Annotated in this window: 6 protein-coding genes and 1 other annotated feature; of the genes, 4 read left to right on the forward strand and 2 right to left on the reverse strand. The window is 35.1% G+C overall.

The window, feature by feature from the left end; all coding sequences use genetic code 11:
* The first annotated feature begins 143 nt into the window (after positions 1-143).
* Positions 144-1,490, forward strand: a complete 1,347-nt coding sequence (brnQ, locus tag CN692_RS14470) for a branched-chain amino acid transport system II carrier protein (protein ID WP_098119875.1) — start codon at positions 144-146, stop codon at positions 1,488-1,490.
* A gap of 171 nt (positions 1,491-1,661) precedes the next feature.
* Entirely contained in the window at positions 1,662-3,056 is a 1,395-nt protein-coding gene (locus CN692_RS14475; protein WP_098119876.1) for an amino acid permease, read from the forward strand.
* A gap of 615 nt (positions 3,057-3,671) precedes the next feature.
* Here the strand turns inward: CN692_RS14475 and asnS are convergent.
* Entirely contained in the window at positions 3,672-5,063 is a 1,392-nt protein-coding gene (gene asnS / locus CN692_RS14480; protein ID WP_098119877.1) for an asparagine--tRNA ligase, read from the reverse strand.
* Between the two features lie 52 nt (positions 5,064-5,115).
* Positions 5,116-5,354, reverse strand: a binding site (T-box leader).
* A gap of 464 nt (positions 5,355-5,818) precedes the next feature.
* On the opposite strand from asnS, the gene CN692_RS14485 reads away from it, so the two are divergent.
* Together CN692_RS14485 and CN692_RS14490 are read left to right on the forward strand one after the other, a co-directional pair.
* Complete coding sequence (locus CN692_RS14485) at positions 5,819-10,087, forward strand: S8 family serine peptidase (protein ID WP_098119878.1); 4,269 nt, start codon at positions 5,819-5,821, stop codon at positions 10,085-10,087.
* Positions 10,088-10,886: 799 nt separating this feature from the next.
* The gene (locus tag CN692_RS14490; RefSeq protein WP_098119879.1) at positions 10,887-15,170 is read left to right on the forward strand and encodes a S8 family serine peptidase; all 4,284 of its coding nucleotides are present in this window, start codon (positions 10,887-10,889) and stop codon (positions 15,168-15,170) included.
* A gap of 54 nt (positions 15,171-15,224) precedes the next feature.
* Here the strand turns inward: CN692_RS14490 and CN692_RS14495 are convergent, their stop codons facing one another.
* Positions 15,225-15,938, reverse strand: coding sequence for a DUF421 domain-containing protein (locus CN692_RS14495; protein WP_098119880.1), 714 nt, complete (start codon positions 15,936-15,938; stop codon positions 15,225-15,227).
* Positions 15,939-16,560 lie beyond the last annotated feature (622 nt).

Genomic DNA, 16,560 nt, shown 5'->3' on the forward strand with positions numbered 1-16,560 from the left:
GAATTTGATAAAAATGTGAGGTAAGATTGTTTGGTCGTAAAAAGAGACGAAAATAAAAATTAGTGAATGAGTAGATAGCTGTTTAGTAGTATAAGTTGTGAAACTTTATACAAATTCAATTAATTAATCGGAGTTGTTGTTTAATGTCATCAAGAGTACCTAATTCATTTATAATCATACTTGGTTTTATGCTATTTGCGTTGTTTTTCGGAGCTGGAAATCTAATTTTTCCACCTATTCTTGGACAGTTAGCCGGAAAAAATTTATGGATAGCTAATGCAGGGTTTTTAGTTACTGGTGTTGGATTACCACTACTGGGCGTAACTGCATTTGTTTTTTCAGGTGAAAAAAACTTACAATCTTTAGCTAGACGGGTACATCCGTTGTTTGGTATTGTATTTACTACGGTCCTTTATCTAGCAATTGGTCCTTTTTTCGCTATCCCTAGATCAGGGAATGTATCGTATGAAATTGGCGTTAAACCTTTTTTATCAAATGATGCAAGTCCTGTTCCATTAATCATATTTTCAATTTTATTTTTCACAGTTACTTGCTTGTTATCACTTAATCCTACAAAGATTATTGATATAGTTGGAAGGTTTCTGACGCCTATTAAATTAACATTTATCGGATTGCTAGTTGTTGTAGCTATTGTTCGTCCAATTGGAAAATTTCAAGAGCCTTTTAAAGGGTACACATCACATGTGTTTTTTAAAGGATTTCAAGAAGGATATTTAACGATGGATGCTCTTGTAGCTTTTGTTTTTGGAATTATTATTGTAAATGCAATTAAAGGAAAAGGCGTTACTTCTAAAAAACAGCTTATGATTGTTTGTGGAAAATCAACAGCGATCGCTGCTTCACTTTTAGCAATTATCTATTCTGCTCTTACTTATATGGGTGCATCGAGTGTTGAAAAACTTGGTCGATTAGATAATGGTGCTGAAGTATTAGCGAAGGTTTCAGACTATTATTTTGGTTCTTATGGGGCAATCTTACTTGGGTTAATGATTACCGTAGCTTGCTTAACGACGAGTGTAGGTCTAATAACTGCTTGTTCTTCTTTTTTTAATGAATTGTTTCCAGCCATTTCTTATAGAAAAATTGCAATCATAATGTCTGTATTTAGTACGCTTATCGCAAATATTGGTTTAACACAATTAATTAAAGTTTCAGTGCCTGTATTAATGACACTGTATCCAATTGCCATATCTTTAATTTTCTTAACATTCTTACACTATAAATTTAATGGCAGACCGGAAGTGTATCAGGGCAGTTTGATTTTAACGTTTATTGTGAGTCTATTTGATGGTTTAAACTCAGCTGGAATACGTATTGAAGTAATTCATCATTTTTTCACAAAATTTCTCCCAATGTATAGTTTAGGTTTAGGTTGGGTGGTTCCATCGATCATAGGTGGTATATGTGGTTATTATGTTAGTGTTTTACGGAAGAAAGATGTTTCTAACCCAATTCGAAAAGTAGGGTAGGTAATCAGTATCTAATAATCTAAGGGAAATGAAGAAGCGTAACTGTAAGATATGTTGTATAACAATGATTTTGGGGATCAGTTTTTAAGAAAGATAATAAAAGTGACACTTGCTTCATCATTTCAAAACAAAATAGAGATTATAGTATCTTATCTTTGGGGAGGAAATAGCATGGCACAAAAGGAATTGAAGAGAGGCCTCGGAGCGCGTCACATACAGATGATTGCTTTGGGCGGTACAATCGGTGTAGGTTTATTTATGGGTTCAACGAGTACAATTCATTGGACAGGCCCATCAGTAATGCTTGCTTATGCAATTTCAGGCATTTTTATTTTCTTTATTATGCGTGCAATGGGCGAAATGTTGTTTTTAGAGCCTAGTACAGGTTCGTTTGCTACATTTGGCCATAAATACATACATCCGTTAGCGGGGTATATGACTGCATGGAGTAACTGGTTCCAGTGGGTTATTGTTGGAATGTCAGAAATTATAGCAGTTGGGGCATATATGAAATACTGGTTTCCAGACCTACCTGCCTGGATACCAGGCCTTATTGCAATTGTGATTCTTGGTGCAGCAAACTTAATTTCTGTTAAATCATTTGGTGAATTTGAATTTTGGTTTGCGATGATTAAAATCGTTACAATTTTATTGATGATTGTTGCTGGATTTGGCCTAATTTTCTTCGGTCTTGGTAACGGTGGACATGCGATTGGATTATCAAATTTATGGAAACATGGAGGCTTCTTCACAGGTGGTTGGTCAGGTTTCTTCTTTGCACTTTCACTAGTTGTTGGAGCTTATCAAGGTGTTGAATTAATTGGTATTACAGCTGGGGAAGCAGAAAATCCGAAAAAAACATTAAGAGATGCGATTCAAAGTACGATCTGGCGTATTCTAATCTTCTATATTGGTGCGATTTTTGTAATTGTAACTGTTTACCCATGGAATGAACTAAATTCGATTGGAAGCCCATTTGTTGTAACTTTTGCAAAGGTTGGTATTACGGCTGCTGCTGGTATCATTAACTTTGTAGTAATCACTGCTGCGATGTCTGGCTGTAACAGTGGTATTTATAGTGCAGGACGTATGCTTTATACATTAGGAGTTAACGGACAAGCACCGAAGTATTTTGCTAAAGTCTCAAATAACGGAGTGCCTTTATTCGGTACGGTTGGTGTGCTTGTTGGTTTAGTTGTTGGTGTAATTTTAAACTTTATTGCACCAAAAAATTTATTCGTGTATGTATACAGTGCAAGTGTACTACCAGGTATGATTCCGTGGTTTGTTATTCTAATTAGTCATTTGCGATTCAGAAAAGTAAAGGGAGCAGAAATTGATAATCATCCATTTAAAATGCCCTTTGCGCCTTTTACGAACTATATAACGTTAGCTTATTTAGTTTTAGTTTTAATCGGAATGTGGTTTAATGACGACACACGTATCTCGCTTATTGTAGGAATTATTTTCTTGGCGATTGTTACGATTAGTTTTTATGCTTTCGGAATAGGAAAACGTGTACCGATAGATGAACAAATAGATGATGAAATTAAAATCATCAACTAACTACTAAATCACTTAGTTGATGATTAACTACTTTAAAAATAGAAAAAGAAATAGGATGCCGTAAGCATCCTATTTTTATTTTTACATTAAGAAAGCGTTTATCAATAAAAATTACAACTTTACCAACAAAATTGAAATGTTTATCAATAAAGTACACAAAATCTATAGATATAGGAACAAAGCTGTGACATTGTAGGAGAAATCTAATGAAATAGGTAGAAAACTGTGACATGGAGGGCAAAATCTAATGATACACGTGAAAGCCAGGGGCTTTATGCACGAAACCAACTGATTTACGCACAAGCCCACCGATTGCAGAGCATGCCAATTATCATATCAACAAAAAATCCGATATATCAACAAAAACCAGTACTATATCAACAAAACCAACGCTTTATCAACAAAGTTCACAGCTTTATCAATAAAGTACACAAAGTGTTCGCTTTTTCCAAATAACAACTGAGCCATTAGAAGATCATCTAATGTCTTTTTTGAAAGATAGTAAGTATAAATTTTGAGGTGTACCGCGGTTCTAAAAACTGTAGTATTTATGCGGCTGTACTCTAAGCAAAGAAAAACCGGGCGTTTTTGCCCGGTTTTTCTTATCATATAAAATTAAAAATCAGCGTTTCCTGGTGTACGTGGGAATGGGATAACATCACGGATGTTCTTCATACCAGTTAAATACATAACAAGTCGTTCGAAACCAATTCCGTAGCCAGAATGCTTTGTACCACCGTATTTTCTAAGCTCTAGATACCACCAGTAATCTTCAGCATCCATACCAAGCTCTTTAATACGATCAGTAAGGACGTCTTCTCTTTCTTCACGTTGGCTTCCACCAATTAATTCCCCAATACCAGGAACTAATAAGTCAGTCGCAGCAACTGTTTTGCCATCGTCATTAGCTCTCATATAGAATGCTTTAATTTCTTTCGGATAGTCAGTTACGTATACAGGACGCTTGTAAACTTCTTCACTTAAGTAACGTTCATGTTCCGTTTGTAAATCTGTTCCCCATTCAACAGGGTACTCAAATTTCTTATCAGCTTTTTGTAATAATTCAACAGCTTCAGTATAAGTCACTCTACCAAAATCAGATTCTAATGCATTCTTCAATCTTTCGATAAGTGTTTTATCAATAAAGCTATTAAAGAATTCCATTTCTTCAGGTGCTTGTTCAAAAACATAATTAATAACATACTTAACCATGTCTTCTCCAAGGTCCATAATATCAGATAGTTCTGCGAAGGCAACTTCTGGCTCAATCATCCAGAATTCTGCAGCATGTCTTGCAGTGTTAGAATTCTCTGCTCTAAAAGTCGGACCGAAAGTATACACATTACGGAAAGCAAGAGCAAATGATTCTGCGTTTAATTGACCACTAACAGTTAAGTTAGTTTCTTTACCGAAGAAGTCTGCACTGTCATCTACTTTTCCGTCTTTAGTTTTAGAAATTTGGTTCAAATCCATTGACGTCACGCGGAACATTTCTCCTGCGCCTTCTGTATCGCTTCCAGTAATAATCGGAGTATGTACATTGACAAATCCTTTTTCTTGGAAGAACTTATGAATAGCAAAAGTTGCAAGAGATCTAATTCTGAAAACGGCAGAGAAACTGTTAGCTCTCGGACGTAAATGAGCGATTGTTCTTAAATACTCAAGTGAATGTCTCTTTTTTTGTAAAGGATAATCTGTGTCTGATAATCCTTCAACAGTAATTTTTGTCGCTTTAATTTCAAAAGGTTGTTTCATTTCAGGAGTTGGAACAAATTCACCTTCTATTAAAACTGATGAGCTAATAGGTAACTTTGTGATTTCTTTGAAGTTTTCAAGGCCATCTTCAAAAACTACTTGTACACTCTTAAAAAATGTTCCATCGTTTAACTCTATAAAACCAATCGTTTTAGAATCACGAAGAGTACGAATCCATCCTGAAATCTGAACTGTTTTGTTGCTGAAATTTTCTTGATTTCTGTATAAATCTTTAATTACGGTCTTTATCATAATTTGCCTCCTAATGTTAATTTTCCATAAAAAAAAGCCTTCTATCCCCCAAAAAAGGGACGAAAGACTACTTCCGCGGTACCACCCAAATTGTCATAAATATGACCAACTTTAAAGCTAATATTGCTTACCCCAGTTAATAACGTTCTGGATACGTCTAAGCCTACTTAAGAGATCCCTTTCGGTTAGAACTCAAAGGTGTTCTTCATTCATGCCTCATCACCAGGCTTTCACCGTCCCTGGCTCGCTATCGACTATAGCAAAAACTACTTTCCTTTTCATCGTTTTAAAAATATTTAGTTATTAAACAGATTTTTCTTGTAATAATTTATCACAAAACATAATCCTTTGTCTAGTTGCCGTCAATGATTATTCAATGAAATCTATATTTGTGAAAAACTTTAACTTAAATAAATGAAAAAATGTTGTTTTTTTAATCACTTTTTTCCATTTTCTTCTATTGTATTTATTTAAGCGAATTTGTGAGAAATGTAATTGGCCTTTTATTCTAATTCATCAAAGGAGGTAAGTCACTGTTAGTCAATTTATTTGAATAACGAACAGTTTTTACATTATTTCCTAACAAGGAACAAAATAGTATACAAAGCCGAAAATTCTGAGGTTTTTCTAGTTTTTTGCATTTTTTTGTAAAAAAATTGTAAAAAAAGTTCGAATTGAATGAATTTTGCAAAATATCAATCTCGCCAACTCTCAATATAATGAATCTATCTTGAGAAAAGAAAGTAGGTTAGTAGATGAAAAAGAATATGTTTCGAAATGTTACAACACTAGCATTAACAACAGGACTTATAAGCACTACGTTAACACCGAATTCACTTTCACATCAGGTTCATGCACAAGCAACGACAAAGATTGATCAAGTACTAGCAAGTCTTACGCCTCAGCAGCGCGAGGCAATTAAACAATTGAAGCTAAGTGATAAAGCTGGTCTTCAATTATCTCCTGAAGTCGATCAAACAAGTGACAAGGATACATCTATCATTGTCGAGTTTAAGGACAAGCCTCAGAAGACTGCTGTTTTAGAGGCAGAAGCAGATGGTGATTCGCTATCAGCAAAAGATGCTCAAGCAAATGTGGACGCTTCACATGAGACGTTTCAAAAAGATTTAAAAACAATTTTTAGTAGCGAATTAAAAGCAAAGAAAAATCCATATTTAATTAAACGTTCATATAAAAAAGCATTTAATGGGGTTTCAATGACACTCCCAGCAAATAAAATTAAATCGCTTCTTAAATCAAATTCAGTAAAAGCTGTCTATAGCGATTTACAAGTTCAAGTAGAACCACCATCGATTAGTGAAACAGCAACAACAGGGAAGCAAGCTGCAACTCATACGATGGTTACATTCCCAGGAGTTGAAAAACTACACGAAGAAGGATATACAGGAAAAGGCGTAAAAGTCGGGATTCTTGATACGGGAATTGACTATAATCACCCGGATTTAAAAGATGCTTTTAAAGGCGGCTACGATTTTGTCGACAATGACAATGACCCTATGGAAACAACATACGCTGATTGGAAGAAGTCTGGGCAAGCTGAATTAGCTACAAACGGCGAAGCATACTATACCGAGCATGGAACACATGTAGCTGGGATTATTGCGGGACAAGGGAAAAACGATGGAGACCTTTCGGTAACTGGCGTTGCACCAGGTGCTGATATTTATTCTTATCGTGTATTAGGGCCATATGGTTCTGGCTATACATCAGCTATTCTTGCAGGACTTGATAAAGCAGTTTCAGATGGTATGGACGTTATAAATATGTCTCTTGGTGCAAATTACAATGATCCTTTATATCCGACAACTATTGCTGTTAATAATGTTGTTCTTGCAGGTGTAACTGCGATTGTTGCAGCAGGAAATTCAGGAAGTAATATGTATTCGCTTGGCGCTCCTGGTAATTCACCTTTGGCGATTACAGTAGGGGCAAGTGATACATCTGTGACGATTCCGACCTATACAGGAACATTAAAATCGTCAACAGGTGACGTATCAGCAGATTTAAAGCTCGGGGCTCTAGGATTAGGAGATAACGTTGCAGATTTTGATGGAAAAACACTACAAATGGTCAATGTAGCCTATGGTACAGAGGGTTCGTACTGGACAGGAAATGTAGGTACATCTCCACAAATAGATGTAAAGGGAAAAGTTATCCTGGCGCAACGAGGTAGCATCGGTTTAACTCAAATTATAGCAAATGCTAAAGCGCGTGGAGCAATAGGTGCAGTATTGTATGACGCGCCGGTTCCTAACGGTGATGTATATCTTGGAGAAGGATATGGTTATATTCCGACGTTTTTAATTAGTAATGCACAAGGAAAAGCCTTGGCTGCTAAATTACCATCAGATGGAAAAACATCTTTAGATTTTAACTTCAGTAATATGAAACAATTAGTGACAACAGGTGATAAATTAGCACCATTTAGTTCTCGTGGTCCATCTCGTGTGTTATACGATATTAAACCTGAAGTAACCGCACCTGGTGTGTCTGTTTTCTCTACTGTACCATCCTATATGCACGGGGCAGATCAGATTGGGAACTACAATTATGCTTATGATCGTTTATCAGGAACATCGATGGCAACTCCAAACGTTGTAGGTGTAGCAGCTCTAATTAAGCAAGCACATCCTGATATGACTCCTTCTGATGTTAAAGCGACACTTATGAATACAGCAGATCCATTATCTGATAAGTACAGTGTATATGAAGTTGGGGCTGGACATGTAAACCCTTACAAAGCTGTTCATGCACAGACAGAAATTCAGGTGAAAGACAAAACATCAACAGTAAAAGATGGTGTAAGTTACGCTGAAGCATCAACGTTAGCAAGTAAGGGCATTAAACAAATTAATAACATTACTGGTGCATTAAGTTTTGGCGAACAAGCTGTTGATGGGAAAGATTTATCAGATCAACGCTCAATTAGCTTATTTAATAAATCTTCTGTAGATAAAACTTATGACGTAAAGGTTCAGTTCCAGACGCTAGATGCTCGTTTTACAGACGATTCTAGAGCTGACCAAGACGCTTCCGCAAATGGTGTTACCTTAGATGTGAAATCATCTGTAAAAGTAAAAAAATACAGCAGTGCAAAAATGGATGCTACGATCAATGTTCCAAAATCTGCAAAACTAGGAACTTATGAAGGGTATGTAGTCTATACAAACCAAAAAGATCCGAACGAAACATATAAAATCCCTTTTGCAATTCACACAGTAAAAGAAGGGATTGACTTTGTGGAAGCTAGTCCAACTTCAGCTTATACAATAGCGTATGAAGCAGGAAGTAATTACACAAGATGGTCACTAGGAGTAAACTTTAAATTAAATTCTCATATGCGTTATTTTGACTTCTTCCTTGTCGATCCAAAAACAGATAAAGAAATCGGATTTTTGGGTTCAGCTGATGGAATGGGAGCAGACGAGAATACGGAATATTATTTCCGAGGGGTATTAAATGAAGGCAGATATTATCCGTTAACTGGTAATCCGGACAATCCAATCATGTATGATTCAAAACAGACAGATCCAGGATTATATAAAATTCGAATGGTTGGAACAAATGATAAAGGGGAAACGTTCACGTCAGATGCTCCTGTTTACTATGGAGAGAGAGAGCCAAAGGTAACGATGGACAACATGATGGCTGGTGGAATCTATGAAACTGCTAATCCAACTGACACGAAAGTCAAAGTATCAGGTTCTGTGTTTGATAAAGATATAGACGAGATGAAGGCAGGGGGCATAGAGGCTTCTCAGGGGGATAATACTTTTACATATTCTAACCCTAATAGTTCATCAGAAACAAGCATACCAGTAGACTCGCAAGGAAAGTTTAATGCTGAAATACCATTAGCTACATCTGGTCCAATTGTAAATCCGATTACAGAATATGATTTTACTGATTATAGTAAATCAAGTGTAAGAAATTATGATAGTGTAATAGATGCATACTTTGTTAGAAAAGGAACGGCATATACAACTGCAATCGCAAATAAGCAGCGTATAAACATGGGTGATACAAATACGGTTACTTTCTCAACAAAAAATGTAAAGGCAAACGTGAAGAAAGCGGAGTTCAGTTTCACTTATCCAAGTGCATTCCTTGATGTAGTAAACGTACAACCAAGCGATGCATATAAAGGGAAACTAGATGTTCAATATACAACTACTGCTATAGAAGGCGGAAGCAGTAAAATGACGATCACTGCAACAGCGACTGGAGATTTAGCGAACACTGGAATAGTTGGAGATGCTTCACTGGTTGACTTAACATTTAAGGCAAAAGATCAATACTACAAAGGTCCAATGGAATTCAAAAGTGGAACAGGTTCAAGATTCTTTAATGCTGTTTACACAAATGTAGATAATACAACTGTAACAACACAAGGTATTCAACCATATTTCTTCGTTACTCCGAACTATTCACTTATGAGATCAAGTGTCGAAGCAGAAGGTTTAATGAAGTTTGGTGGTTTAGAGCCTGAAATGAAACAACTGGACTATAGTAAAATAGGTGCAAAAGTTAGTGTAAAAGATACAAATGGTAAGGAATATGGTGTAACTGATCAATTCGGTTATTCTAATACAAGTCCATGGTTATTTAGAACAAGATTACCGATAACAGACAAGAATTTTAACTTGAAAATTGATGTACCAGGTCACTTTACTTTATCGAAAGATTTTACAGTAGGAATTAAAGATGATGGAAAAGTTAAAGCTGGATCGAAACCAGTTCAATATGATTATATCCCTGGTGGAGATGTCAATAAAGACAATGTAATTGATATAAACGATGCGATCTACATTCAAACATATTGGGGCACAAATAAGCGTGATGCCGACATTAACTTTGACGGTGTTGTAGATGAAAAAGATATGCAATATGTAATTAATAACTACATGATGCAAAATCCATGGAATGAAAATTCTCCAAAACCAGTTAAAAAAGCTAAAGGCAAAACATTGGATGATGTTTTACAAGCATTAGGGTTAGAGTAATTTAAGAATTGACTAGAAAGAGGATGTCCAAAGTATGGGCATCCTCATTTTTTATATTTTAGGAAGTATTTACAAAGTTTGTATTAGATAAAGTTGAAGTTCAAATAAAACTGTGCAAAGTGCAAATAAGAAATACGAATCTGCAAATAAATGCTGAATTGCAAATAAAAATAGAGATTCTGCAAATAAAATCGCGAAAACTGCAATTAAAATTTTCCAAATAGCAATTAAAATCAGTAAAACTGCAATTAAATTCCCTAGAGTACCAAATTGATAGGATATTACCCGTACCGGTTAGGGTATTCTGGCTGAATTATTGGTCAAAAGTAGATTCACAAAATTGAAAGATTAATAAACTTGCTTCAATTCTTTCTAAAACGATTAAAAAGATGAGGAAATCTACTAAGTATCTATAAATCAAGACCATAAAATTAACTCCAACTGAAATTTCCCACTAATATACCCCTATTTTTGCTTCAAGACAGACTTAGCTCTACGATTTTCTTTAAATTAAATTAGGGGCCTTCTTTTTAATTGCTGTAGATTTATTAAAAACAGATATCCCAATCAATTAAACTGGGCTATTTAATTTTGGTCACAAAAAGACATATTGTACAAAAAACGAAATAATATTCTAAATATTTACAGGTATATCCATTTTTAGACAAAATTATTAATTTAAGGTAAATAATTAGTAGATTTTTGTAAAAAAATTTTGAATTGAAAGAATTTTTCAAAATAAAAAATAAATCAACTCTCCATATAATGAAGCTATCAAATAGAGAAAGAAGGATAGTAGATGAAAAAGAAAATGGTTAGAAATGTTACTACTCTAGCATTAACTACAGGACTTATTAGCACAGCATTGTCGCCGGTTTCATTTTCACAGAATGTACATGCGCAGTCGACAACAAAGATTGATCAAGTACTTTCAAATTTAACGCCTCAGCAGCGTGAGGCAATTAAACAATTGAAACTAAGTGATAAATCAGGGCTTCAAGTTTCTCCTGATGTTGATCAAACAAGCGACAAGGTTACGTCAGTCATTGTTGAGTTTAAAGACAAGCCTCAGCAGACGGCTGTTTTAGAAGCAGAGTCAAATGGCGAAACACTATCAGCGGAAGACGCACAAGCAAAAGTGGATGCTTCACATGATACGTTCCAAAAAGATTTAAAAACGATTTTTAGCAGTGAATTAAAAGAGAAGAAAAATCCATATTCAATTAAGCGATCATATAAAAAAGCATTTAACGGGGTTTCAATGACCCTTCCAGCAAACAAAATCAAATCTCTTCTTAAATCAGATTCTGTAAAAGCTGTTTACAGTGATTTGCAAGTTCAAGTAGAGCCACCGTCTATCAGTGAATCGGCAACAACAGGGAAGCAAGCTGCAACTCACACGATGGTTACATTTCCTGGAGTTGAAAAACTTCACGAAGAAGGATATACAGGAAAAGGTGTAAAAGTTGGTATCCTTGATACAGGTATTGATTATAATCATCCGGATTTAAAAGGTGCTTTTAAAGGTGGATACGATTTCGTTGACAATGACAATGACCCGATGGAAACGACGTATGCAGATTGGCAGAAGTCTGGGAAGGCTGAATTAAGTACAAGCGGTGAAGCGTACTATACTGAGCACGGAACACATGTAGCTGGTATTATTGCTGGACAAGGAAAAAATGACGGCGACCTTGCAGTAACAGGTGTTGCACCAGGCGCAGATATTTATTCATATCGAGTTCTAGGCCCATATGGATCTGGAGCTACATCGGCTATTCTAGCGGGACTTGATAAAGCAGTTTCAGATGGTATGGATATTATTAATATGTCTCTTGGAGCAGATTACAATGATCCATTATATCCTACTACGATTGCCGTAAATAATGTCGTTCTTGCAGGCGTAACAGCGATTGTTGCTGCAGGAAACTCGGGAAGTGGTATGTATTCACTTGGTGCTCCAGGTAACTCGCCTTTAGCAATTACAGTTGGAGCAAGTGACACATCAGTTTCAATTCCGACTTATACGGGAACTGCTCAAACATCTACAGGCGATTTACCTGCTGATTTAAAACTAGCAGCCACAGGGTTAACTGATGACGTAACGCAATTTGATGGTCAAACTCTCCAAATGGTCAATGTCGAATATGGTGGTGAAGTTAGTTATTGGATGGGAGCCGTTGGTACATCTCAGCCAAAAGATGTAAAGGGAAAGGTTGTCCTTGCGCAACGTGGAAGCTATGGAATTACTCAAATTATTGCGACTGCTAAATCACATGGAGCAATAGCTGTTGTATTATATGACGCACCGACTCCATTAGGTGATGTATATCTTGGAGAAGGTTATAGCTATATTCCAACCTTTACAATGAGTAATGCTCAAGGAAAAGCCTTAGCGACTAAATTGCCTACAGTTGATTCTAAAGGAAATACAATCTACTCAACGATGGACTTTACTTTTAGTAATATGAAACAATTAGTGACAACTGGTGATAAATTAGCACCGTTTAGTTCACGTGGCCCATCTCGTGTATTATATGATATTAAACCAGAAGTAACAGCTCCTGGAGTATCTGTTTTCTCAACTGTTCCATCTTATATGCATGGTGCAGATCAAATTGGTAATTATGATTATGCTTATGAGAGATTATCAGGAACATCAATGGCAACTCCAAACGTTGTTGGTGTAGCAGCTTTAATAAAGCAAGCTCATCCAGACATGGATACTGCAGATATTAAAGCAACACTTATGAATACAGCAGACCCATTATCTGATAAATACAGTGTATATGAAGTTGGAGCAGGGCGTGTAAACCCATATAAAGCTGTTCATGCGGCGACAGAAATTCAAGTAAAAGACACAACTTCAACTGTTAAAGATAATTCTACTAATTATGGTAACACTACGTTAGCTAGTAAAGGAATTAAACAAATTAAAAATATTACTGGTGCATTAAGCTTTGGTGAACAAGCTGTTGCTGATAAGGATTTATCAGATAAACGTTCAATTACCTTATTTAATAAATCTTCTGTAGATAAAACATATGACGTAAAGGTTCAATTCCAAACAATGGACGCGCGCGCTGAAGGCGATTCTAGAGCTGACCAAGATGCTGATGCTAATGGAGTTACGTTAGATGTGAAATCATCTGTAAAAGTAAAAAAATACAGTAGTGCTAATATGGATGCTACGATTAATGTTCCAAAATCTGCAAAAGTTGGAACATATGAAGGTTATGTTGTTTATACAAACCAAAAAGATCCTAATGAAACATATAAAATCCCATTTGCTATTCATACTGTAAAAGAAGGAATTGACTATGTGGAAGCTACTCCAACAGCTTATACAATTCCTTATGAAGCAGGAAGTAATGCGACAAGATGGTCACTTGGTGTGAATTTTAAACTGAACTCACATATGCGTTATTTCGATTTCTTCCTAGTAGATCCAAAAACAGACAAAGAAATCGGATTCTTAGGTTCAGCTGATGGAATCGCGGCAGATGAAAATAAAGAGTATTATTACCGTGGAGTACTTAATGAAGGTAAATATTATCCATTAACTGGCAACCCAGACAACCCAATTGCGTATGATTTTAAAAATACAGATCCAGGATTATATAAAATTAGAATGGTTGGTACAAACGATAAAGGGGAAAAATTCACTTCAGATACAGCGGTATACTATGGAGAGAGAGAACCAAAGGTAACGATGAACAATATGAAAGCTGGAGGCATATACGAAACTGCAAATCCAACTGACACAAAGGTTACTGTATCTGGTAATGTATTTGATAAGGATATAGACGAGATGAAGGCAGGAGGCATAGATGCTTCACAGGGAGATAATAGGTTTACGTATTATAACCCTAACAATTCTGCGGAAGTCAGCATTCCATTAGACACACAAGGTAATTTCAATTCAGAAATTCCTTTAGCTACATCAGGTCCAATTGTAAATCCTATTACAGAATACGATTTTACTGATTATAGTAAATCAACTGTAAGAAATTATGATAGTGTAATTGATGCATACTTTGTTAGAAAAGGTACAGCATATACAACTGCAATCCCGAGTAAGCAACGCATTAATGCTGGGGATACAAATACAGTGACTTTCTCAACAAAAAATGTGCAATCAAACGTGAAGAAAGCTGAATTTAGTTTCAGTTATCCAAGTGCATACCTTGATGTAGTAAATGTACAACCAACTTCTGCATTTAAAGGGAAATTAGATGTACAATATACGACTACTGATACAGGGAGCGGAAGCAGTAAAATGACGATCACTGCAACAGCGACTGGAGATTTAGCAAATACAGGAATAGCTGGGGATGCATCGTTGGTAGACTTAACTGTAAAATCAAAAGACGTTTACACTAAAGCTCCAATTATGTTCAAAAGTACTACAGGTTCAAGATTCTTTAGTGCTGTTTATACAAATGTTGATAATTCAACTGTTACGACACAAGGAATACAACCATATTTTTATCTGACACCTACATATTCACTTATGAGAGGATCAGTCCAAGCTGAAGGTTTAATGAAGTTTAGTGGTTTAGAGCCTGAAATGAAACAACTTGACTATAGTAAAATAGGTGCAAAAGTTAGCGTGAAAGATGAAAATGGTAAAGAATATGGTGTAACTGATCAAATCGGTTATTATGACACAGCTCCTTGGGCATTTAGAACAAGATTACCAATTACAGATGAGACTTTTACACAAAAAATTGATGTACCAGGTCACTTTACGTTTACGAAAGATTTTACAGTAGGCATAAAAGATGATGGGAAAGTTAAAGCAGGATCGAAACCAGTGGATTATGACTATATTCCAGGTGGCGATGTTAATAAAGATAATGTTATTGACATAAATGATGCGATCTACATTCAAACATACTGGGGTACAAATAAACGCGATGCTGACATTAACTATGATGGCGTAGTTGACGAAAAAGATATGCAATATGTAATTAATAACTACATGATGCAAAATCCATGGAATGAAAATTCTCCGAAAGCAGTTAAGAAATACAAAGGCAAAACATTAGATGATGTTTTACAAGCACTTGGCTTAGAGTAATTTAAAACTTTAGTAGAAAATCGGTAATCTCTAAGGAGGTTACCGATTTTTATTTCACTGCTCTATATCAATAGGCGAATCAATCTTATCGTTATACAAATCAAAATACAGCTGTCCATTTGTTCCACGAACACAATATGAAACATCAGCTAAAATCAAACCTCGCTGCTTTAATTCAGTCATGATCCAATCTTTTGTTAAATGATTTTGTGTGATGTTTTTATGGATAATTTGACCACTCATTATAATTTCAATAGGGAATTGAGAATTGGAAGAACTAAAAATTCCTAAATCTTGCCTCGTTACAAAGCGATATGGAGGCTTCTTTAAGATCGATAAATGTCCGTCAGGTTCAAAAATAGCATATTCAACTTCATCAATATCAAATATATCTCTTCTTCTTAGTCCTTGATTTAAGGAATCCATTGTAATTCTTAATTTTAATAAGTTTTTTTCGAGTATTTTTCCATCTTCTATGACAACAGTAGGTTCACCATTAAATAATGCTCTAGCTTTTCTACTTTTTAATGAAACTAAAGTAGCAAGGAATAAAAACGCGCAAAGAATGATTAGTGCAGTTACATAGTTACTGAATTTTATAGAAGTATTAAACGCTAAATTACCTGCAATAGAGCCTATTGTAATAGAAGTAATATAGTCATGATAAGTCATTTTTGAAATTGTTTGTTTTCCAAGCACATGAGTAATGCAAATAAGTAAAACAAATGCTGAAAGAGTTCGAATTATAACATCAAGTGTTCCAAACATTTTCCTCAACCTTTAACTTTTATTCTTACCTTATTTTTACATAAAAGAACTAGAAAATACGTAAAGGTAAATTCTTTTGTAAAGTGACAGAGTAAATAGTTTCTCATACAAATTTAGACTTTATCAGGTAGAATTAAAAATTAACCCCAAAATATAACTTATCCAGAATTAATAATCTATTAAAATACAACATTTTAAATTAAGATAATTGTTAAAAAATAGTAATATTTGTTAATTTATGTCGATAAATATAGATAAAATGACAGAATTTTTAGAAATTTATATACAATCAACTTTCCATATAATCAATTTAGGATGGGAAGTTACTATTGGGAGGGAGAAATTTAAAAAAGTCTTTAACTTAAGAGAGATGAAAGATGGTGAATTCCATTTAATAGTGTGTTTTAAAGGATAAAATTTTACAGTACATAGAAAGTTCTGCCCTAGAACCACTTGGATTATTACTGAATGGAGCGAGAATATGCAGTAATAGAGAGTTAAAAGATGTACTTAGAATATGAATACTTGAACACTTACATAGTACTAAATCAGTTTCAACAGCTGATTTAGTGAGGATAAATTTCATCTTCTATTAGTTAAAGTACCCATTCGTTTTCTAAAT

This window comes from Bacillus sp. AFS002410 (genome assembly GCF_002556365.1).
GTDB lineage: Bacteria > Bacillota > Bacilli > Bacillales > Bacillaceae_G > Gottfriedia.

Excerpts from the sequence above, each read along its gene's own strand:
- asnS (WP_098119877.1), bottom strand. The coding sequence starts at position 5,063 with ATGATAAAGACCGTAATTAAAGATTTATACAGAAATCAAGAAAATTTC.
- CN692_RS14475 (WP_098119876.1), top strand. The coding sequence starts at position 1,662 with ATGGCACAAAAGGAATTGAAGAGAGGCCTCGGAGCGCGTCACATACAG.
- CN692_RS14490 (WP_098119879.1), top strand. The coding sequence starts at position 10,887 with ATGAAAAAGAAAATGGTTAGAAATGTTACTACTCTAGCATTAACTACA.
- brnQ (WP_098119875.1), top strand. The coding sequence starts at position 144 with ATGTCATCAAGAGTACCTAATTCATTTATAATCATACTTGGTTTTATG.
- CN692_RS14485 (WP_098119878.1), top strand. The coding sequence starts at position 5,819 with ATGAAAAAGAATATGTTTCGAAATGTTACAACACTAGCATTAACAACA.
- CN692_RS14495 (WP_098119880.1), bottom strand. The coding sequence starts at position 15,938 with ATGTTTGGAACACTTGATGTTATAATTCGAACTCTTTCAGCATTTGTT.